This is a genomic window from Mesorhizobium sp. P2_A12 (genome assembly GCF_056405075.1).
In genome coordinates this window covers 289,500-308,800 of the sequence record NZ_JBFUCU010000005.1, presented here as the reverse complement: position 1 = coordinate 308,800, position 19,301 = coordinate 289,500, and the positions used below count along the sequence as shown (strand labels likewise).

Below are 19,301 nucleotides of genomic sequence, written 5' to 3'. Positions count from 1 at the left end.
GATAGTGCGTATCCGAGTTCAATCTAACCAGACCGGGATTCTCATGGCCGACTTTTCGGAATTCACCGCCAACCTGCCAGCACGCACGACCGCGTCGGAAGCGCCGATCCCGTTCGCGCGCCCTGGCAACCTCGCCGCCATCATCGGCCGCATCGAGGAAGTGGTCGAGGAAGAGACGGCCGGCATCCGCAACGCCACCAACTATGATCTCAAGGCATCGAACGCCCGCAAGAGCCGCTATCTCTACGAGCTGACGCGCGCCATGCGGGGCGGCAGCGAAGCCGAATTCCTCGAACAGCACCGCGAAGGCCTGACCCGGCTGCGCCAGAAGCTGGCCAAGAACGAGGCGGCCATCCTGGCTCACCTCAGCGCGGTCAACGAGGTCGCCAGCCTGCTGCGGCACGCCATCCAGCGCGCGGAAACCGACGGCACCTATTCCGCCGGCGAGTTCGGCTGGATGAAGGCATGATGTCGAACACAATGCCCAGGCAGAAAGATAGTGCCGCTTTCCCATCGCCAGGAAATGACAAGGCCTGATGTTCAAGGTCATCGCCATCGCCGTCTGGATCTGCGCCGCCACGCTCGGCGCCGTGTTCTATTCGTTCCAGGCAGCCGGCGAGCGTGGTGTCGGCGAGACACCGAAGCCGATGCTGGGTGGCCTGGACTACGTCAAGACCGACATCATTTCGGTACCGCTGATCCGCGATTCCCAGATCGGCGGCTATTTCCTGACCAAGCTTGTCTACACGGTCGAGCCCGAGCAAATAAAGAAGCTGTCCATTCCGGCGGAAGCGCTCATCACCGACCAGGTCTATACCTACCTCTATTCCAATCCGCAGATCGACTTCACCAATAAGGCGACGATCGACCTCGATGCCTTCCGCGCCGCGATCCGCGATACCGTCAACACCCGTGTCGGCGCCACTTTGGTGCATGAGGTTCTGATCGATCAGGTCAATTTCCTGAGCAAGGACGAAATCCGCGACAACTGGCTGCGCCGCAAGAAAAGCGAGACAGCGGCGGAAATGACCAAGGCATTCAAGGAACATTGAGCTGCCCGGCTCGCCGCTGCGCCTAAGCCACGGTCACACCGGGGATGTCATCCGCTGCGGCGATAGGAACCAGCCACCGGAATCCGCGTTGACGTAAACGTCAACCCAAAGCTATATGCGACCGTGATCGCGAAAGCGCGGCATGGAGCTTCGAGCGCCGCTGCGCGACAGATGCAACCAGACAAGGAGAACAGCGTGAGCGTTCAGGAGATTGCAGAGAAGATCAAATCGCGCGTGGCGAGCAGCGGATTCGATCGTTCGGTGAAATTCGACACCGGCGCCGACGGCGTCATCGTCATCGATGGCACAACCATTTCAACCACTGACGGACCCGCCGATTGCACCATCAAGCTCTCGCTCGACGATCTGGATTCGCTGATATCGGGCGACCTGAACCCAACCATGGCGTTCATGACCGGCAAGATAAAGGTCGAAGGCGACATGACCGTCGCCATGGCGCTCAGCCAGCTGATCGGCTGACCGCTTGTGAGCCGCACAAAACGCGCCCGATGGGCGGCGTTTTTGTTTTGAGCCGAAGCCGGGTGGCCGCTTCGGGCAGCCCTTGCAGCTCAGGCCGCCGACGTCAGCTGCTGCGCCTTCAGCTTGCGTCCCGCCGCCTTCAGCGTGCCGTGTACGCCGTCAAGCGCGCCGTCGACCAGTTCCAGCGCCAAAAGGCGATGCCGCTCATAGGGGCCGGGCATGGCGAGCGAACCGGTCCTGGCGGCCGAAAACCCGAAGCGTCCGTAATAGGGCGCGTCGCCGACCAGCAGGATCGCTGCATGGCCAAGCCGCAGCGCTTCGGCAATGGCATGACGCATCAGCGCCGAGCCGATTCCGGCACTCTTGAGCGACGGTTCGACGGCGAGCGGACCAAGCAACAGCGCTGCCGGACCGCCCTCGCCCAGCCTGACATCCCACAGCCGCACGGTGCCGGCGACGGCGCCCGACGCATCACGGGCGACGAAGGCCAGGCCTTCCGAGGGCCGGCGGCCGCGCCGCAGCTTCTCCGAGGACTTCTTCCTGCGCATCGGGCCCATGGCGTCGTCGAGCAGCGCTTCGCGCGCTGCAACGTCGGCTGAGGTTTCGGCGACGATGGCAATGGCGCGGGCACTCTCCCCCACAAGGGGGGAGATCGGCCAGGCGCCCTCATCGATGAAATTTGCAATGTCCATTTCCGCAATCCCTAGCGAGCGGAGATCTGTTCCACAGGCGAGCCCCGGTGGACGCCAGACGCCCACCTGGGATGATCTGAGCGGCTCTTGCGAACCGTCAGATCACGTAGGATCGGAGAGGCTCGAAGCCGTTGAAGGCGACCGCCGAGTAGGTGGTCGTGTAGGCGCCGGTGCCTTCGATCAGCACCTCGTCGCCGATGGTCAGCGACAGGGGCAGCGGATAAGGCGTCTTCTCGTACATCACGTCGGCCGAATCGCAGGTCGGGCCGGCGAGAACGCAAGGCGCGGTCTCTGTGCCGTCATGCGCGGTGACGATCGGGTAGCGGATCGCCTCGTCCATCGTCTCGGCCAGACCGCCGAACTTGCCGATGTCGAGGAACACCCAGCGCACATTGTCGTTGGCGGCCTTCTTCGAGATCAGCACGACTTCCGACTTGATGACGCCGGCATTGCCGACCATGCCGCGGCCCGGCTCGATGATGGTTTCCGGAATGGCATTGCCGAAATGCTTGCGCAGCGCCGAGAAGATCGCCTGGCCATAGGCCTTGGCCGCCGGCACGTCACGCAGGTAGCGCGTCGGAAAGCCGCCGCCCATATTGACCATCTTGAGCACGATGCCTTCGTCGGCGAGCGTCGCAAACACGGTCTTGGCATCGGCCAGCGCACGGTCCCAGGCGGTCAGGTCGGTCTGCTGCGAGCCAACATGGAACGACACCCCATAGGCGTCGAGGCCGAGCCCCTTGGCATGGCGCAGCACATCGACCGCCATCGCCGGCACGCAGCCGAACTTGCGCGACAGCGGCCACTCGGCGCCCTCGCCATCGGTCAGCACGCGGCAGAACACGCGCGCGCCGGGAGCGACGCGGGCGATCTTTTCGACCTCTTCGACGCAGTCGACCGCGAACAGGCGGATGCCGAGCTGGTAGGCGCGTGCGATGTCACGCTCCTTCTTGATGGTGTTGCCGAAGGAGATGCGGTCCGCCGGCGCACCGGCGTCCATCGCCATCTCGACTTCGGCAACGGAAGCGGTGTCGAAGGACGAGCCCATCGCAGCAAGGAGGCGCAGGATTTCCGGCGCCGGATTTGCTTTCACCGCATAGTAGATCTTGGAATCGGGCAGCGCCTTCTCAAAGGCGCGGAAATTGTCGCGCACGACATCGAGGTCGACGACGAGGCAGGGGCCGGTCGGACGTCGGGTGGCGAGGAAGTCAAGGATACGCTGGGTAGCCATCGGGGTCTCTCCATCAGCGCCTTTCGGCGCGCAATAAGGCTGCGGGACGCGGGCTGTCGGCCTCGCGAACACGCGGTGGACAAAGGCGGGACGGAAATCCATGGAACCAGCCGGTGGAGACCCCGGAACCATGAAACGCCGTCTCGCGGCGGTGAACCTTGGCCTTGCCCGGCCTCGGTTCGCTTTGTCTGCCTTGGCTTGGATGGGAGACCCGTCCGCACTGCCGGCAATGAAGGTGTGCCTCTTCAGTAACCCCGGTCTTTGGACAACCGGCAGAACACCAGAAAGGCCCGCACCGTCGTTGCTTCAAGGTGTCCTCGGTCTGGCGGTTGGCCGCTAAACCGACTGGAGGGGTTGGCTCCAGTTACCTTACCGATTTCCCTCACCATTCGAGGATCGGCGGACACCCACAGGCACGTGCGACTTTGGGCAAGCGCGATATAAGAGCGTACGCTTTCACAATCAATAAAAATCGCATCCAAGGTTGTAAAATTTCTGGCATCGAACAATGCTGGTGCAATCGTATCCGGATATCGAACGATGCCAGGCACCCACGGCCCCCTCAACGCCTTCCTCGACGTTCGCCAGATGCCGGTGGCACATGCCGAGTTCGGACCGCTGGCCGGCCTGCGGCTGGCCGTCAAGGACATCTACGACGTCGCCGGCTACCGCACCGGTTGCGGCAATTTGCAGAAATTCGCCGAAAGCGACGCCGCCTCGAGCACCGCGCCGGCCGTGCAGATGATTCTCGATGCCGGTGCGCGCTTCGTGGGCAAGACCCAGACCGACGAGCTCGCCTTCGCGCTGTTCGGTCAGAATGCGCATTTTTCGTTTCCGGTGAACCCAGCAGCGCCCCATCGCGTCACCGGCGGCTCGTCATCGGGGTCGGCTGCGGCTGTGGCGGGCAGGCTGGCCGATATCGCCACCGGCTCCGATACCGGCGGTTCGATCCGCGCGCCGGCCAGCTTTTGCGGGTTGATTGGACTGCGCACCACGCATGGCCGCATTTCGCTCGACGGCGCGATGAAGCTGGCGCCAAGCTTCGACACGTTCGGTTGGTTCGCCGACGACATCGAGACCTACGAGACCGTAGGCAAGCTGCTGCTTGGCCGCGACACGCACCAGCAAGCGTTGGAACGCCCGCTGGCGCTGGAATGGCTGGATGGACTGGTCGCCCACCCGGCGCTTGCCGAATATGCCGGGATGAAGGCGCTGGCGAGCGAGGTTTTCGGCACGCCTGCGACCCCGGCGTCGCCCTTCGCCTCGTCTCCGGATGAACTCTACTGGTGCTTTCGCCGGCTCCAAGCCAAGGAGGCCTGGGCGGTGCATGGCGCATGGATCACCAGTGGCGAGCGCGACCTCGGCCCCGGCGTCGATGAACGTTTCGGATTTGGCCGCGCCGTCGACGCTCCGACAGCACAGGCCGAGACGGTGCGCCGGCTGACCTTCAGCGCCGAACTGAACGCCTTGCTCGGCAAGGACGGCTTCCTTGTCCTGCCGACGGTGCCTGGCCCGGCGCCCTACGTGGACAGCACGCCGGAGCAGTTCCAGGCCTATCGCGAGCAGGCGCTGCGGCTTCTGTGCCTGGCCGGCCTGTCGGGTTTTCCGCAAATCACCTTGCCCATCGGCTCGGTCGCCGGCGCCCCGTTCGGCCTGTCGCTGCTTGGCCCTTCCGGCAGCGACATTGCCCTGATACGGCTCGGCCGGAAACTTCTCGACGCCGCACGAAAGGCCTGACCATGGACACACTGACCCGCATGCGTGCCTTCATCGATGTGGTCGAGGCCGAGGGCTTTTCGGCGGCGGCGCGCAAGATCGGCCGTTCCAAGGCATTGCTGTCGAAATATGTGCGCGAGCTGGAGGACGAGCTCGGCGCGCTGCTGCTCAACCGCACCACCAGGCAGTTCTCGATGACCGAGGCCGGCCACACCTATTACCGGCGCGCCTCCGAGATCGTGCGCGAGGTCGACAGCCTGGCCGACGCGGTGCGCGAATCCTCAGGCGACGTGCGCGGCCGCATCAAGCTGTCGGCGCCGCGCACCTTCGCCGATGCGCCGATCGGCCAGTCGCTGATCGACTTCGCCAAGCAATATCCCGACATCGTGCTCGACATCCAACTCGACGACCGTTTCGTCGACCTTGTCGAGGAAGGCTTCGATCTCGCGGTGCGCATCTCGCGGCTGGAGAACTCGTCGCTGATCGCCAGGCGGCTGGCGCCGTTTTCGATAAGGCTGTGCGCCTCTCCCGAACTGATCGCCAAGCACGGCATGCCGACCCGGCCGCAGGATCTCGGCCGCATGCCCTGCATCGTCGACACCAATGGCCGTGGACTGAACAACTGGCCGTTCAAGGGCGAGAATGGCGATCCGGTGAGCGTCGCGGTGTCGGGTCCGATCGAGGTCAACAGCCCGATGACGGCGCGGGCCGCGGCCCTGGCGGGGCTCGGATTTTCCGTCCTGCCGGATTTCATCGCCGCGCCCGATCTCGAAAGCGGGCGGCTGGTGACGGTGCTCGATGACCGCATCCTGTCGGGCGGCGGCATTTTTGCCGTCTACCCGCACCGGCGCTATCTGCCGGCCAAGGTCCGCGTTTTCGTCGACTTTTTGGTCCAGTGGTTCAAGTCGCGTGAGGCTGCCTGACCGCTTCGAGCCGCTGCCCGCTTTTTGGGCGACACCCACCAGCGGTCCCAATTTCGCCCCCTTTCTGGTAACTCTCGACATCTCTCCGAGGCCGATGGAATCGCGACCGAGAATGCACCTGAAACGGCACGCAATCATGCTGGCTTCGGCCTTGGCGGCGACCTTTGCCGCCACCGGACCGGCTTATGTGCATCCCCATGTCTTCGCCGAGGCTCGCCTCGACGTGATCCTCTCCGCGGATCACCAAAGTGTGAAGGCGCTGCGCCATCTCTGGCGCTTCGACGATCTGTTTTCCTCGACGGTGATGATGGAGTTCGACAAGAACTCCGACCTGAAGCTCGACGACAAGGAGCTGAAGGAAGTTGCCGACACCGTCCACGCCTCGCTGGCCGAGTTCAACTACTTCCAGCTCGTCACCGTCGACGGCAAGGACGTGGCGATGACGCCACCGCCGCATCTGATGGCCAATTTCGACAATGACCAGCTGATCATCCTGTTCGAGTCCGAGCCGAAGGAGCCGATCAAGCTCAACGGCAAGATCGACATCGGCGTCTACGATCCGACCTTCTACACGGCGATCGATTTCACCGAGGACCGCAACATCACGGTTGAAGGCCTCCCGTCGAATTGCACCAGCAAGGTTATCCGTCCCGATCCGGACGAGGCGATCGCCGAAAACCAGAAGACCCTGACCGATGCCTTCTTCAACGATCCGACGGGCACCGACATGAGCAAGATCTTCGCCACCAAGCTCGAACTGAACTGTCAGCCAGAAGGATGAAGCCGGTGACGAAACCGTCCCTGCGTTTGGCATTCGGCCTGTTGGCCATCACCTTTGTCATGATGCATTTCGCCAATTCCGCCCATGCCCAGAGTTCGCTCGGCATCGGCGTCAATGACGGCATGGCGCCCACCACCGGCCCCTTCGCCCACATCCTGATGTGGATCAATCTGAGGCAGCAGGAATTCTACCGCGCGCTGGCGACGGCGATGAAGGCGATGCGCCAGGACGGCAGCAAGCTGTGGGTGCTCATCGGCCTGTCCTTCGCCTACGGCATTTTCCATGCCGCCGGCCCCGGTCACGGCAAGGCGGTGATCTCGTCCTACATGGTGGCCAATGAAGTGGCGCTGCGGCGCGGCATCCTGTTGTCCTTCGTCTCGGCACTGCTGCAGGGCCTGACCGCGGTCGCGGTGATGGCGGTCGCATATTTCGTCCTTCGCGGCACCACCGTCTCGATGACCGATGCGGCCTGGTTCATGGAAATCATGAGCTTTGTTTTCGTCACCCTGTTCGGTGCCTGGCTGCTGTGGCGCAAGCTCGGCCCGTCCGTCCTGCGCCTGTTTGGGCGAGGCCCCGCCTACAGCCTGTCGGCGGCTCACGCCGGTCATTCCCATGCGGGTCATTCGCACGCCGGCCATTCGCATGCCGGCCACTCGCATGGTGGTCATTCGCATGCAGTGCATTCGCATGCTGACCATGACCATTCGGCGCATGCCCATTCGCACGCCCTGCACGTGCATGACGATCACGACCATGCGCATTCGCACGATCATCACGAGCACGGTGCGCATGATCATGGCGCACACGACCATGCTCATCACGATCATGCGGCCGGCGAGGTCTGCGACACCTGCGGCCATTCGCATGCGCCCGATCCGGCGCTGCTGTCGGGCGACCGCTTCGACTGGCGCACCGCGTGGTCGGCGGTGGCGGCGGTTGGTATCCGCCCCTGCTCAGGGGCGCTGATCGTGCTGAGCTTCGCACTTCTCAACGGGCTCTGGCTCGGCGGCCTGCTGTCGGTACTTGCGATGTCGCTGGGAACCGCCATCACCGTCTCGGCCCTGGCGACGCTAGCGGTGACCGCCAAGAACTGGGCGGTGTATTTCGCCGGCGACGGCCGCATGGGCAACCGCATCCACTCGATCGTCGAGATCGGTGGCGCGGCGTTTGTCTTCCTGTTCGGACTGCTGCTGTTGTCGGCGAGCCTGGCGACGGGCGGATGATCTTGCGGTTGGCGACGCTCCTAATCTAACCCGCGATCTTGCCGTCCAGTTCATCCTCGATATGCGCGCGGATGATCTCGTCAAAACTCTTTTCGGCGCTGAAGCCAAGCTCTCTTGACCGCCGCGCCTCGAACCGCGTCGGCCAGCCCTTGACGATCGCCCAGATCGTCTCGTCCGGCTCCTCGCGGATCAGCTTCACCGCCTTGGCACCGGCGATGCGTTCCAGCGCCTCGATCTGCTCGCCGACGGTGACGGCGACGCCCGGCATCGTCAAATTGCGGCGCGGCCCGACAGCGTTGCCGTCGATCTCCGCCGCATGGATCAGGAAATTGACCGCCGAGCGGGGACTGGCGTGGGTGTGCACGACCGAGCGCGGCACCGGAAGGATCGCCTCATGGCCGCTCAACGGTTCACGGATGATGCCGGAGAAGAAGCTGGATGCCGCCTTGTTCGGCTTGCCTGGCCGCACGCAGATTGTTGGCAGCCGGATGCCGATGCCGTCGAAGAAGCCGCGCCTGGAATAGTCGGCGAGCAGCGCTTCGCTCATCTGCTTTTGGGTGCCGTAGGAGGTCAGCGGTGTCGGATGGAATTCATCCGGGATGACATCCGGAAACGGCGCGCCGAACACCGCGATCGACGAGGTGAAGACGATGCGCGGCGCAAAGCCCGCCAGGCGGATGGCATCGAACAGCGCTCGCGTGCCGTCGAGATTGACGCGGTAGCCGAGGTCGAAATTCGCCTCCGCTTCACCCGACACGATGCCGGCGAGGTGGAAGACGACATCGGGGCGTGATGCGACAAGGCTTTCTGCGGCGCCCGCCTCGGCGAGATCGCCGGTGTGGATGGAGACGTTGACCCCTTCCATGGCCGGCGCCTGCGGCGGCACGATGTCGTGCAGGTCGAGTGCTGCGATCTTGCGGCCGCGCAGCGTACCGTCCTTGGCCAGCCGGACGATGAGTTTGCGGCCGACCATGCCTGCGGCGCCAGTGATCAGAATACGCATGTCGAAATCCCTTACTTACCCTGGTTTCTGCGCTGGTTGCGGGCCCGCAGCCAGAACACCGAGAAAAACGCCAGCACGAAGACGATGCCAAAGGCGCCGGCCAGCACGGTCGAGAAACTGCCAAGTGCCAGCATCACGGTCGGCAGATAGAAGGCGGCGATACCGAACAGAAGCATGATCCACGCAGCCGCGATGGCCGCATTCCTGGTGTCGCGGTCCATCATGCTGCACCCGGGCAGCGGGTCTTCATCAGGCTGGTTGTCAAGGCTTTGGGACTCCTGGGGCAGGACCAATCGATACCAATCGATCAGGCCTGGTGATGATGGTCGTGATGCGCGGCCGCACCATGCTCGTGATCATGATCGTGGTCGTCGCCATCGTCGGCGCACTGTCCGAATTCCGGTTCAACGGTGGCATGGCTGATGCCGTGCTCGCTGGCAAGCCGCTTCTTGATGGTGCTCACCGCCTGATAGGCATCGACGCCTTCGGTAAGGCAGGCATGCAGCGTCGCCATATTGCTCGTGCCGTCGAGCGACCAGACATGCATGTGGTGCACTTCACGCACCCCCAGGACCGTCGCCTCGATATCCCTGGCGATCAGGTCGCGGTCGAGGCTCGGCGGCACGCCCTCGAGCAGGACATGGGCGGCGGCGCGCATCAGCGACCATGCCGTTGACAGGATCAGCAGCGAGACCAGGACCGACAGGATCGGGTCGATCGGAGTCCAGCCGGTCGCCAGGATCACCAGCGCCGCTACGATCGCCGCCGCCGAGCCGAGCAGGTCGCCGAGCACATGCAGGATAGCGCCGCGCATGTTCAGGCTTTCGCGGTCGCCGCCATGCAGCACGAAGAAGCAACCGATATTGACCAGCAGGCCGAGCACCGCCACGACAAGCATCGGTCCGCCGAGCACCGGTGTCGGCGCCAGCAGGCGCCCCCACGCCTCGTAGACGATCCACAGCGCGATGACGAAGATGGCGATGCCGTTGGTGTAGGCCACCAGCGTCTTGACCCGGCCGAAGCCATAGGTGAGACGGCCGGTCGCCGGCCGGCCGGCAAGATGAAATGCATACCAGGCAAGGCCGAGCGCGATCGCATCGGCGAGCATGTGGCCGGCATCCGCCAACAGCGCCAGCGATCCGGTAAGAAGGCCGCCGAGCGCTTCGGCGACCATGAAGCCGCCGGTCAGGCAGGCTGCGATCAGGACACGTTTCTTGTCGGTCGAGCCATGCACATGGCCGGCGCCGTGATCGTGTCCGCTATGATCGTCGGAATGGGTATGTGCCAATGGCAACTCCCTTGCGCGCCGAATTCAGTTCACGCGCCGAACTCCGCGCGAAAATCCTCAAGCCGTCGCTTCTGCTGGCCGTCGCCATCGAAATTGGCCGGGTCGAGCCACGCTTCATAGGCTTGGCGTAGAGCCGGCCACTCCTTGTCGATGATCGAATACCATGCCGTATCGCGGTTTTCACCCTTGACGATGAGATGCTGGCGGAAAATGCCCTCGAACTTGAAGCCGAACCGTTCGGCCGCCCGCTTCGATGGCTCGTTGCGGTTGTTGCACTTCCATTCGTAGCGACGATAGCCGAGCTCGTCGAAGATGTATTTCATGAACAGGAACTGCGCTTCGGTCGCTCCCGGCTTGCGCGAGATGAGCGGTCCCCAATAGATGTTGCCGATCTCGATGACGCCGTAGGCGGGATCGATGCGCATCAGCGTCTGGCGTCCGGCGACCTTGCCGCTGGCCTTGTCGATGACGGTGAAGAACAGCGGATCTTCGCTGGCCTCCACCTTGTCCAGCCATGGCTGGAAGGCGGCACGTGTCTCCGGCGGATAATCGGGCAGCCAGGCGAAGCGGCCATCGACGTCTGACACGGAGGACGCCTCATACAGGCCGTCGCCATGCTTTGCAGCGCTGAGCGGTTCGAGCCGCACGGTCCGGCCGTCGATCGCCTTGCGCTCGGGTCGCGGACGCGGTTGCCAATCTTTGAGGTTTTCCGACACCGAATGCTCCAATCCGTTTGACTTTTGCCGGCCAAGGCTCACAAAAACGCACGCCAACAGTAAGAACCACACGGACGGGAAAAATGCTCCACACGATTTCGGCCTTCGACCGTCTGGGCGAGGAAAACGCCTTCGCCGTGCTCGCGCGGGCGACAGCACTTGCGACCCAAGGCCGCGACATCGTCAATCTCGGCATTGGCCAGCCCGACTTCAAGACGCCGCAGCACATCGTCGAGGCGGCGATCAAGGCGCTGCGTGACGGCCACCACGGCTACACGCCGGCCAATGGCCTGCTGGCGACGCGCGAAGCGGTGGTGCGGCGCACGCTGACCACCACCGGCGTCGAGGTATCGCCTGAAACGGTGATGATCCTGCCCGGCGGCAAGCCGACCATGTTCGCCGCGATCCTGATGTTCGGCGAGCCTGGCGCCGAGATCCTCTATCCCGATCCCGGCTTTCCTATCTACCGCTCGATGATCGAATTCACCGGCGCGGCACCGATCCCGGTGCCGATGCGCGAGGAGAACGGCTTTGCCTTCTCCGCCGACGAGACGCTGGCGCTGATCACCTCGAAGACCAGGCTCTTGATCCTCAACTCGCCAGCCAATCCAACCGGCGGTGTCACGCCGCGCGTCGAGATCGAGAAACTGGTCAAGGGGCTGGAGAAGCACCCCGACGTCGCCATCCTCTCCGACGAGATCTACGACGTCATGACCTATGACGGCGAGACGCATTGCTCGCTGCTTGGCTTTCCAGAGATCCGCGACCGGCTGATCGTCCTCAACGGCTGGTCGAAGACCTGGGCGATGACCGGCTGGCGCATGGGCTGGTCGATCTGGCCGAACGGCGACAAGGGCGCCCATCTCTACGACAAGGTGCGCAAGCTGGCGGTCAATTGCTGGTCCTGCGTCAACGCGCCGAGCCAGTTCGCCGGCATTGCCGCCATCGACGGCCCGCAGGACGATGTCGACAAGATGATGCGCGCCTTCGACCGTCGCCGGAAGGTCGTGGTCGAGGGGCTGAATGGGTTGCCCAACGTCTCCTGCATCACGCCCAAGGGTGCCTTCTATGCCTTCCCCAACGTGTCGAAGACCGGCTGGAAGGCAAAAAAGCTCGCCTCGGCGCTGCTCGACGAGGCCGGCGTGGCGCTGATCGGCGGTCCCGATTTCGGCATTCTCGGCGAGGGCTACATCAGGCTCTCCTACGCCAACTCCGAGGAGAACATCTTGCGGGCGCTGGAGCGGATTGGAACGTTCCTGGCGAAGTGAGGTTCAGCCCGCGCTGTCTATGGATATTCACGACCGGAGAAAGTGACATCGGATGTTCTACGCAATCCTCGCCTATCACGTGGAAGATGCGATCAAGGCGTTGACGCCGCGGGAAGATGCGGCGCTGATGGCCGACCTGCTGAAGATCAATACCCGGCTTCATGAGGAAGGCACGCTAGGACCGTCCGCGCGTCTGGGAGCGACGCAGGATGCCTTCACCCTGCGCGGCCCGGGTGACGGCGTGGTAATCGACGGCCCTTTCGCCGAGACCAAGGAACAATTGCTCGGCCTGTATGTCGTCGACTGCACCACGCGGGACGAGGCCATCGCGATCGCCCGCGACCTTCGCCGTGTCAATGCGACCGCCGTCTACGAGATCAGGCCCATTCTGCTTTTCAAGCCCGGCGCGCCGCTTGCGGGCAAATGAGCCAGCGGCGGAGGCCCTACCAGCGTCCGCTGCTCACCCACGCCCGACGAACGGCATCTTGGTGGCCATCACCGTCATGAACAGCACATTGGCGTCGAGCGGCAGGCTGGCCATGTGGACGACGGCGTCGGCGACGCGCTGGACGTCCATCACCGCTTCGGCGGCGATCGAGCCGTTGGCCTGCGGCACGCCGACCGTCATCGGCTGCGCCATGTCGGTCAGCGCGTTGCCGATATCGATCTGGCCGCAGGCGATGTCATAGGGCCGGCCGTCGAGCGCCAGCGTCTTGGTCAGTCCAGTGATGGCATGCTTGGTCGCCGTGTAGGGCACCGAGCCCGGACGCGGCGCGTAGGCCGACACCGAGCCGTTGTTGATGATGCGGCCACCCATCGGACGCTGCTTGCGCATGGCGCCGAAGGCGGCGCGGGCGCACAGGAACGAACCGGTGAGATTGACGCCGACGATATCGTTCCACACCTCGACCGGGATCTCGTCGATCGGCGTTGATTTGTAGCCCATGCCGGCATTGTTGAACAGCAGGTCGACGCGGCCGAAGGCCTCTGCCACCGTCTCGAACAGATCATCGACCTCGCCGGCCTTGCTGATGTCGCAGGCAACCGCCAATGCCTTGGCCTCGGTCGGCCCGGCCTCGGCGACGGCGGCATCCAGCACGGATTTGCGGCGTCCGCAGAACACCGTGTTCCAGCCGGCCTTGAGCAGCGCCGTGGCGACGCTCTTGCCGATGCCCGTGCCGGCGCCGGTGACGATGGCGGTTCTTTGCTCGGTCATGGCTGTTGTCCTCAAGCGGCGCTGCGTGTGCACGACTGATTTTCGGGGTTTGTCCTCAAGAGAGAAGGCATCGCAAATGACGGCTGCGATGGCAAGCGGCACGACCTGAGCTCGATCTCGAAAAATGGAATCGGGTTTTCGGAAAGGACCTGCTCAAACGAACAGGCAGGGCCCGACAAAAAGGGCGGTCATTGGCGACCGCCCTGATCTGAACCGGGCTTGGGAGGAGGAAAAAACCGGTCCGACTGTGTAGAATCATGCGCTTCCTGAGTTAATGGAGGGTTAATCCCGGAAAGGCGATCTGTGCCGATTTGGGCTACCAGCGCGGATTGGGCGAAGTCCCTGCCTTGGCCGGCACCTTGGCTGCCGAAACCGTCGCCTCGACGTGATCGACCAGCGCATCCGGCAGGCCAAGCCGGCCGGCAAGCAGATCGAGATAGCCGCGCTCGGCGCGGGTGTCGGGATCGATGGTAAGGCGCGACGCGGTGTAGAGTTCGAGCTTCTGCGCATCGGTCTTGGCGCCGGCTACCAGCATGTCGAGGTCAAGCGGGCTCTCCAGCTCCTTCATCAGGAATTTCTCAGCATCGGAGCCTATGCCGGCTAGGCTGAGCTTGCCGGCGATCTTCTGGCGTTCGTCGTCGTCGATATGACCGTCGGCCTTGGCCGCCGAGATCATCGCCCGAACCAGGGTCAGCGTGAATTCGTCCTCGCCTTGCGGCGCCTGCGATGGGTGGAAAGCGGTGTCCTTGGGCGGCGGCAGCAATTCCGGTTCGCCGGTCGCGGGCGCTTCCGCCGGCGCGTTGCCGGCCTTGTAGTTCTGGTAGGCCTTGTAGGCGAGGCCGCCGATCGCGGCCAGTCCGCCAAGCTTCACGGCGGCGCCTGTCACCTCGCGGCCGGCACCGGTCCCGAGCAGCACGGCAGCGAGCGCGCCAGCGGCCAGCGGGTTGTCCTTGGCCATCTGCACGGCCTGGCCCGCCTTGTCACGGACGGTGCCGCTGGTGCCAGGAATTTGCGAGCCGAGCAGATCGTCGAGAAGCTTCTTGGGATCGAACATTCAATGCCTCCAGGATTTGCCCGGCCGAACGGGCAGGTTTCGAACGCCGAAGAGGTAGGCCCCGCACTTTGACATTACAATGACGGATCCTTCGGGACAGATCCTGGCGGCGAGTGGCCGAAGCTCGGATCAAGATCCGATATGCCGGCCCTTGCCCCGTACTTGCGCAAGTTCGACCTGGCGCTGACGCTCGGCGTAACGCTGGCGGTCCTCGTCGGAACGCGCATCGAAACAATGCGGACATGATACGCCGGTGGCAAACTTCGGTGACGTCAGGTCGCCCGGCGTCAGCGGATGGCGGCAGGCGCGGCAGAGTTCGGCGTCGCCCTCGGCAAGGCCGTGCGACACCGAAACGCGTTCGTCGAACACGAAGCACTCGCCTTGCCACAGGCTCTGTTCGGCCGGAACCTCCTCCAGGTATTTGAGGATGCCGCCCTTGAGGTGGAAGACATCCTCGAAACCGAGCGACTTGACGTAGGCCGTCGCCTTTTCGCAGCGTATGCCGCCGGTGCAGAACATCGCCACCTTGCGGCCCTCGAGTTCCGCCCTGTTTGCTTCCACCCAGGCCGGGAACTCGCGAAAGCTTGCCGTTGCCGGATCGACTGCACCCTTGAACGTGCCGATCGACACCTCATAGGCGTTGCGCGTGTCGATGACGATTGTATCGGGCTCGGATATCAGCGCGTTCCAGTCACCCGGCGCGACATAGGTGCCCGCACTCGTCGCCGGGTCGATATCGCCGACACCCATGGTGACGATCTCGCGCTTCAACCGCACCTTCATGCGGTGGAACGGGGTTTCTGCTGCGCTGCTGTATTTGACCTCGAGGCCGGCGAGCCCGTCGATGGCTTCGAGATAATCGATCAGTTCGGCGATCGCCGCCTCGCTGCCGGCGACGGTGCCGTTGATGCCCTCATGCGCTATAAGCAAGGTACCCTTGATGCCGCGCCCGCAACAAAAAGCGGCGAGCGGCGCGCGCAATTCGTCGAAGGCGTCGAGCCGGGCAAACCGGTAGAGCGCGGCGACACGGATGGGGTCTGTGGGCGTGGACAATGTCATTGCCAAGCCAACTAGACGCTCATGGCAGCCAATTCAAGGCGCACCGGCTTCATCAGCCCGTCATCGTTTTGATGGCAATGGCCGGTATCGTCGCCCCACGGCGCGTGACATCGCGACACGCTTCGTTTCATGGACAGAAAAACACCCGTCTGCTAATCGGTTGAATTGTCGCACGATACGGAGAGACAGATGCCCAGCAAGACCGAAAAACTCCTGTCGCTCCTCAACGGCCAGCCGGTCATCCCGGTGCTGAAGATCGCCAATGTCGATGATGCCGTGCCTCTGGCCCGCGCTCTGGCGCGTGGCGGCCTGCCGGCGATCGAGATCACGCTCAGGACCGCCGATGCACTGGAAGCGATCCGGCGGGTCGCGGCTGAAGTCGAGGACGCCATCGTCGGCGCCGGCACCATTCTCGATGCGCGTCAATTCGAAGAGGCGGCGGCAGCGGGCTCGCGCTTCATCGTCAGCCCCGGCATCACCCGCGAGCTTCTGGCGGCAGCGGCCGACAGCGACGTTCCGCTGCTGCCCGGCGCAATCACGCCTGGCGAGATCATGGCCGCTCGGGAAGCCGGCCTGCATTTCCTCAAATTCTTCCCGGCCGAGCAGTCGGGCGGCATCGCATCGCTGAAGGCCTTCGCCTCGCCGCTCGCCGATGTGAAATTCTGTCCGACCGGCGGCATCACCGGCAAGAACGCGGCCGAGTATCTTAGCCTGCCCAACGTCGTCTGCGTCGGCGGCTCCTGGGTGGCCCCGGACGACATGGTCAAGGCCGGTAAGTGGGACGAGATCGAGGCTCTCGCACGCGCAGCGAGCAAGCTGGCAAAATAGGGCTTTCGGCGCGGCATGAAAAAACCGGCCGACTTGCGTCGACCGGGTTCTGCCGATTGAGTTTCGTGCCGATCAGTTGCAGACCCTGATCTTTTCCACGACCTTGCGGTGGTGAGCCCAATGCGTGACCACCTTGGTCCGGCAGTGCTTCCTCATCATGTGCATATGGTCGTGAGTCTTGACGACAACGGTCGCTGCCTGCGTGGGAGCGATGGCCGCTGAAGCAGTTGCCAAAGCAATGACCGATGCCAGTAGAATGTTCTTCATGGATATCCCCGGGTTTGAACGAACAGGGGAGAAACCCTTGAAGGACTGAGCAAGTTCCAAGCTCACGGCAATGTCAGACCGGCGTGATCGGGCCGATGGCCAGGGAACGACCGCGCCCGGCTACGCAACAAAAAAGCCGCGCGGGTTACCCGACGCGGCTTTGTCGATTGACTGGTCGCTTACTTGGTCTGGAAGCGGGCGACCGACAGGAACTTGACTGCGTTGCCGGTGAAGCGGTTGGCATCGGCCATCTGGTCGCCCGACTGGAAGCCAGCCGTGTAGACCTCGCTCGGCGGCGTATGCACGATGCTGTAGGCGTAACCCGGTGCTGTCGTGGCGCTTGAAACGGTGGCGACATGTTCGCCGCTGGTCAGCGCCCAGCGGGCGGCCTGCGGCGCGGCGGCAACCACCATGGCCTTGGGACCAGGCTTCAAGTCGCGGGCGGTGGCTCTCGATTCCTTGCGGGTCGTCTTGACGCCAGCGCCGATCGCGGCGGCCGGATCGGTGCCGGCCGGGCGGGCAACGACAGCCTCACGCGGCGATGCGGCATCGGCGCCCGACGGATCGTTGAAGGCCGAACGCGCCTCGGACAAGGACACGGAAGCGACCTGGTACGCGTCGGCCGCAGCACCGGCCCGGGCATTGGCCTCGTCGAGCACGGCCTTCACCTCGTCCGGCCTGGCTATGTCGGGCCGCGCGCTGGGCAGCGCCGAGAGGGCGTCGGTCGCGGCGCTGCCGCGCTCAGCCGTATCCGCCAGTGCCATCAGCACGTCCTTGCTGGGCGGCGGCGCCAGAGCGGCCGGCAGCGAATTGTCGGGGCGCCATGTCGGCAACGGTACGTTGTTGACGGCGACCTGTGCGGGGGCCGGGGCCGGAGCGGCCGACGGATCGGCCATGCCGAAAGGCACGTTCGCCGGCGCATGTGCTGTCGCCACGGCCTGCTCGGTGGTGGTTGCCGCATCCGAGGTCGCTGTCGCGTCCGCGGTCGCTGTCGCATCCGCCATGGCGAAAGGAACGTTCTCAGGCGACTGGGCACCGACATCGGCCTTCGGCCGCGGTGCAAAATCAGGCAGCGGAATGCTGCGGGCAGGTAGCGCCGCGATGATCGTCTCCGGCGTATCCTTTTCCGGCTCCGGAGCCTGCTCCTCGGCCACCTGCGGAATCTCCGCGCGCTTGGCATTCTCCGGCGCCACGATGGCGATGCCCGGGAGGTTGCTGGTCTTGGCTGTCGCGGCCGGCTGCAGGGTTCTAGCCTTTGGCGGAGGTGCCGCCGAAGCGGTCTCGACATCGGCACTGTCGTCGGCCTCGTCGTCGCCGCCGCCGCCAAAGAAAGCCGACAGGAACCCACCTGATTTCTTGCTGCTGCCGCCGGCGCTGGCCAGTTCGATAGCAGGCGCGCCCGCACCCTTGCGCGCCTTGTAGGAGGCGAGCGCCTGCTCAAAGCCGGGCAGCGGCCTGCCGTCGCTCGGCACATGCAGCGTCTTGCCATTGGGGAACAGGCTGACCAGTTCCTGGCGGCTGATGCCGGGCCAGTGACGCACATTGCCGACATCCATATGGACGAACGGCGAACCGGATGTCGGATAGTAGCCGACGCCGCCCCCCTGCATCTTGAGGCCGATGTTGCGCAGCTTCTTCAGCGGCACGCCGGGAATGTAGAAATCCATCGCCTTGCCGAGCATGTGCTGGCTCTTCTCGGCGACGCCCCTGCTGCGGCTGCGCAGCATCGAGTTCGTCGACGGCGAGCGATAGCCGCAGACGACCTGGATGTAGTCCGTGGCACCGCTTTCCCGATAGGCTTCCCAGACCAGATCCAGCAGGCGCGGATCCATCTTGGTCGGCTCGTTGCGGCGCCAGTCGCGCAGGATGATGTTGATCTTCCTCAGGCCCTCCGGAACGTAGCGGCCATTGCGCTTGTAGACGATCTCGGCCTTCTCGTGCGTATGGAGGTGATAGAGCTTCAGCGAACGTGTTTCGGCGCTGGCGCCAGTTGCAGCCGCGGCAACAAAACCAAATGCGACAATCAACGCCGCCAGCCATTTCGGCCAGACGCTCACGTGATGGTGCCGCCCGTTTGTGTGTCGTTCGATTCTGTTCAAATCAAAAGGCCCTGCAGGCTGCCGTTTGTCCCCGGATTTGTCCAAACGGATGTGTCGTTATCACATCCGAATATCGATCCTAATGGTTAATCATCGCTTATTGAAGCCAAAATGCGGTAACACCGTGGCGATATCCCGTCAAAAATTGTTCACCGGTTTTCTTGGTAAACCGCTGGTTTAGATCATGTTTCTGCCTTTGCTCGAAACACGATCTGTTACCGTCAGCCTTAATGCGTGAACAGGCCTGTCCATAGGCCCGCCACATTCCCGCCAAAACCCGATATAGGGCGGATTCTGGCATTGCAAGCTGGCTCCGGCCTTGCGTCCGAAGCATGAATCCCGAACCGAAGCTCGGCAAAGCGATGGTGGAAACTGGTTTTCGGGAGAGATTATGCGCTCCAGGGT

At 63.9% G+C, this 19,301-nt stretch carries 21 protein-coding genes; 10 read left to right on the top strand and 11 right to left on the bottom strand.

Annotated features, from left to right (window positions below; genetic code table 11):
• Positions 1-43 precede the first annotated feature (43 nt).
• From AC1DZU_RS15355 to AC1DZU_RS15345, 3 genes are all read left to right on the top strand, one after another.
• Positions 44-469 carry a hypothetical protein gene (locus AC1DZU_RS15355; protein ID WP_095084539.1) on the top strand — a complete coding sequence of 142 codons (426 nt, stop codon included), beginning with the start codon at positions 44-46 and terminating at the stop codon, positions 467-469.
• A 67-nt stretch (positions 470-536) separates the two neighbouring features.
• Positions 537-1,052 (top strand): hypothetical protein, encoded by a 516-nt coding sequence (locus tag AC1DZU_RS15350; RefSeq protein ID WP_477285952.1) that lies wholly within the window; start codon positions 537-539, stop codon positions 1,050-1,052.
• A 195-nt stretch (positions 1,053-1,247) separates the two neighbouring features.
• Positions 1,248-1,532, top strand: a complete 285-nt coding sequence (locus AC1DZU_RS15345; RefSeq protein ID WP_095084978.1) for an SCP2 sterol-binding domain-containing protein — start codon at positions 1,248-1,250, stop codon at positions 1,530-1,532.
• An 89-nt stretch (positions 1,533-1,621) separates the two neighbouring features.
• Here AC1DZU_RS15345 and AC1DZU_RS15340 read toward each other — a convergent pair whose 3' ends face one another.
• Positions 1,622-2,224, bottom strand: a complete 603-nt coding sequence (locus AC1DZU_RS15340) for a GNAT family N-acetyltransferase (protein WP_477285949.1) — start codon at positions 2,222-2,224, stop codon at positions 1,622-1,624.
• 97 nt (positions 2,225-2,321) lie between these two features.
• A complete protein-coding gene (odc2, locus tag AC1DZU_RS15335) occupies positions 2,322-3,455 on the bottom strand; it encodes an ornithine/lysine decarboxylase (protein ID WP_477285947.1) in 1,134 nt (377 codons plus the stop codon).
• A gap of 540 nt (positions 3,456-3,995) precedes the next feature.
• Between odc2 and AC1DZU_RS15330 the strand changes: the two genes are divergently transcribed.
• The 4 genes from AC1DZU_RS15330 (at position 3,996) to AC1DZU_RS15315 (ending at position 8,098) form a co-directional block, all read left to right on the top strand.
• On the top strand, positions 3,996-5,192 hold the full coding sequence (locus tag AC1DZU_RS15330; protein WP_477285945.1) for an amidase: 1,197 nt from the start codon (positions 3,996-3,998) through the stop codon (positions 5,190-5,192).
• Positions 5,193-5,194: 2 nt separating this feature from the next.
• Positions 5,195-6,094, top strand: coding sequence for a LysR family transcriptional regulator (locus tag AC1DZU_RS15325; RefSeq protein WP_477285943.1), 900 nt, complete (start codon positions 5,195-5,197; stop codon positions 6,092-6,094).
• A 112-nt stretch (positions 6,095-6,206) separates the two neighbouring features.
• Positions 6,207-6,875: a DUF1007 family protein gene (locus AC1DZU_RS15320; RefSeq protein ID WP_477285941.1), complete on the top strand. Its 669-nt coding sequence runs from the start codon at positions 6,207-6,209 to the stop codon at positions 6,873-6,875.
• On the top strand, positions 6,872-8,098 hold the full coding sequence (locus AC1DZU_RS15315) for a nickel/cobalt transporter (RefSeq protein ID WP_477285940.1): 1,227 nt from the start codon (positions 6,872-6,874) through the stop codon (positions 8,096-8,098). Before AC1DZU_RS15320 ends, AC1DZU_RS15315 begins: the two co-directional genes overlap by 4 nt.
• Positions 8,099-8,123: 25 nt before the next feature.
• Here AC1DZU_RS15315 and denD read toward each other — a convergent pair whose 3' ends face one another.
• The 4 genes from denD to AC1DZU_RS15295 all read right to left on the bottom strand — a co-directional run bounded on the left by denD (position 8,124) and on the right by AC1DZU_RS15295 (position 11,105).
• Complete coding sequence (denD, locus tag AC1DZU_RS15310) at positions 8,124-9,101, bottom strand: D-erythronate dehydrogenase (RefSeq protein ID WP_477285938.1); 978 nt, start codon at positions 9,099-9,101, stop codon at positions 8,124-8,126.
• A gap of 11 nt (positions 9,102-9,112) precedes the next feature.
• On the bottom strand, positions 9,113-9,325 hold the full coding sequence (locus AC1DZU_RS15305) for a hypothetical protein (RefSeq protein WP_477285937.1): 213 nt from the start codon (positions 9,323-9,325) through the stop codon (positions 9,113-9,115).
• A gap of 83 nt (positions 9,326-9,408) precedes the next feature.
• Positions 9,409-10,389, bottom strand: coding sequence for a cation diffusion facilitator family transporter (locus AC1DZU_RS15300; protein WP_477285935.1), 981 nt, complete (start codon positions 10,387-10,389; stop codon positions 9,409-9,411).
• A 29-nt stretch (positions 10,390-10,418) separates the two neighbouring features.
• Complete coding sequence (locus AC1DZU_RS15295; protein ID WP_095084980.1) at positions 10,419-11,105, bottom strand: GNAT family N-acetyltransferase; 687 nt, start codon at positions 11,103-11,105, stop codon at positions 10,419-10,421.
• A gap of 83 nt (positions 11,106-11,188) precedes the next feature.
• On the opposite strand from AC1DZU_RS15295, the gene AC1DZU_RS15290 reads away from it, so the two are divergent.
• Both AC1DZU_RS15290 and AC1DZU_RS15285 read left to right on the top strand, forming a co-directional pair.
• A complete protein-coding gene (locus tag AC1DZU_RS15290) occupies positions 11,189-12,373 on the top strand; it encodes a pyridoxal phosphate-dependent aminotransferase (RefSeq protein WP_477285932.1) in 1,185 nt (394 codons plus the stop codon).
• Positions 12,374-12,425: 52 nt separating this feature from the next.
• Positions 12,426-12,800 carry a YciI family protein gene (locus AC1DZU_RS15285; protein WP_477285930.1) on the top strand — a complete coding sequence of 125 codons (375 nt, stop codon included), beginning with the start codon at positions 12,426-12,428 and terminating at the stop codon, positions 12,798-12,800.
• 33 nt (positions 12,801-12,833) lie between these two features.
• Here AC1DZU_RS15285 and AC1DZU_RS15280 read toward each other — a convergent pair whose 3' ends face one another.
• The 3 genes from AC1DZU_RS15280 to trhO form a co-directional block, all read right to left on the bottom strand.
• On the bottom strand, positions 12,834-13,589 hold the full coding sequence (locus AC1DZU_RS15280; protein ID WP_095084551.1) for an SDR family oxidoreductase: 756 nt from the start codon (positions 13,587-13,589) through the stop codon (positions 12,834-12,836).
• Between the two features lie 316 nt (positions 13,590-13,905).
• Positions 13,906-14,643: a tellurite resistance TerB family protein gene (locus AC1DZU_RS15275; RefSeq protein ID WP_477285928.1), complete on the bottom strand. Its 738-nt coding sequence runs from the start codon at positions 14,641-14,643 to the stop codon at positions 13,906-13,908.
• A 129-nt stretch (positions 14,644-14,772) separates the two neighbouring features.
• On the bottom strand, positions 14,773-15,702 hold the full coding sequence (trhO, locus tag AC1DZU_RS15270) for an oxygen-dependent tRNA uridine(34) hydroxylase TrhO (RefSeq protein ID WP_477285926.1): 930 nt from the start codon (positions 15,700-15,702) through the stop codon (positions 14,773-14,775).
• 189 nt (positions 15,703-15,891) lie between these two features.
• On the opposite strand from trhO, the gene AC1DZU_RS15265 reads away from it, so the two are divergent.
• Positions 15,892-16,530 (top strand): 2-dehydro-3-deoxy-phosphogluconate aldolase, encoded by a 639-nt coding sequence (locus AC1DZU_RS15265; RefSeq protein WP_477285924.1) that lies wholly within the window; start codon positions 15,892-15,894, stop codon positions 16,528-16,530.
• Between the two features lie 72 nt (positions 16,531-16,602).
• Here AC1DZU_RS15265 and AC1DZU_RS15260 read toward each other — a convergent pair whose 3' ends face one another.
• Together AC1DZU_RS15260 and AC1DZU_RS15255 are read right to left on the bottom strand one after the other, a co-directional pair.
• A complete protein-coding gene (locus tag AC1DZU_RS15260) occupies positions 16,603-16,797 on the bottom strand; it encodes a hypothetical protein (protein ID WP_477285922.1) in 195 nt (64 codons plus the stop codon).
• Positions 16,798-16,976: 179 nt separating this feature from the next.
• Positions 16,977-18,854: a peptidoglycan L,D-endopeptidase MepK gene (locus tag AC1DZU_RS15255; RefSeq protein WP_477285920.1), complete on the bottom strand. Its 1,878-nt coding sequence runs from the start codon at positions 18,852-18,854 to the stop codon at positions 16,977-16,979.
• Positions 18,855-19,301: the final 447 nt, after the last annotated feature.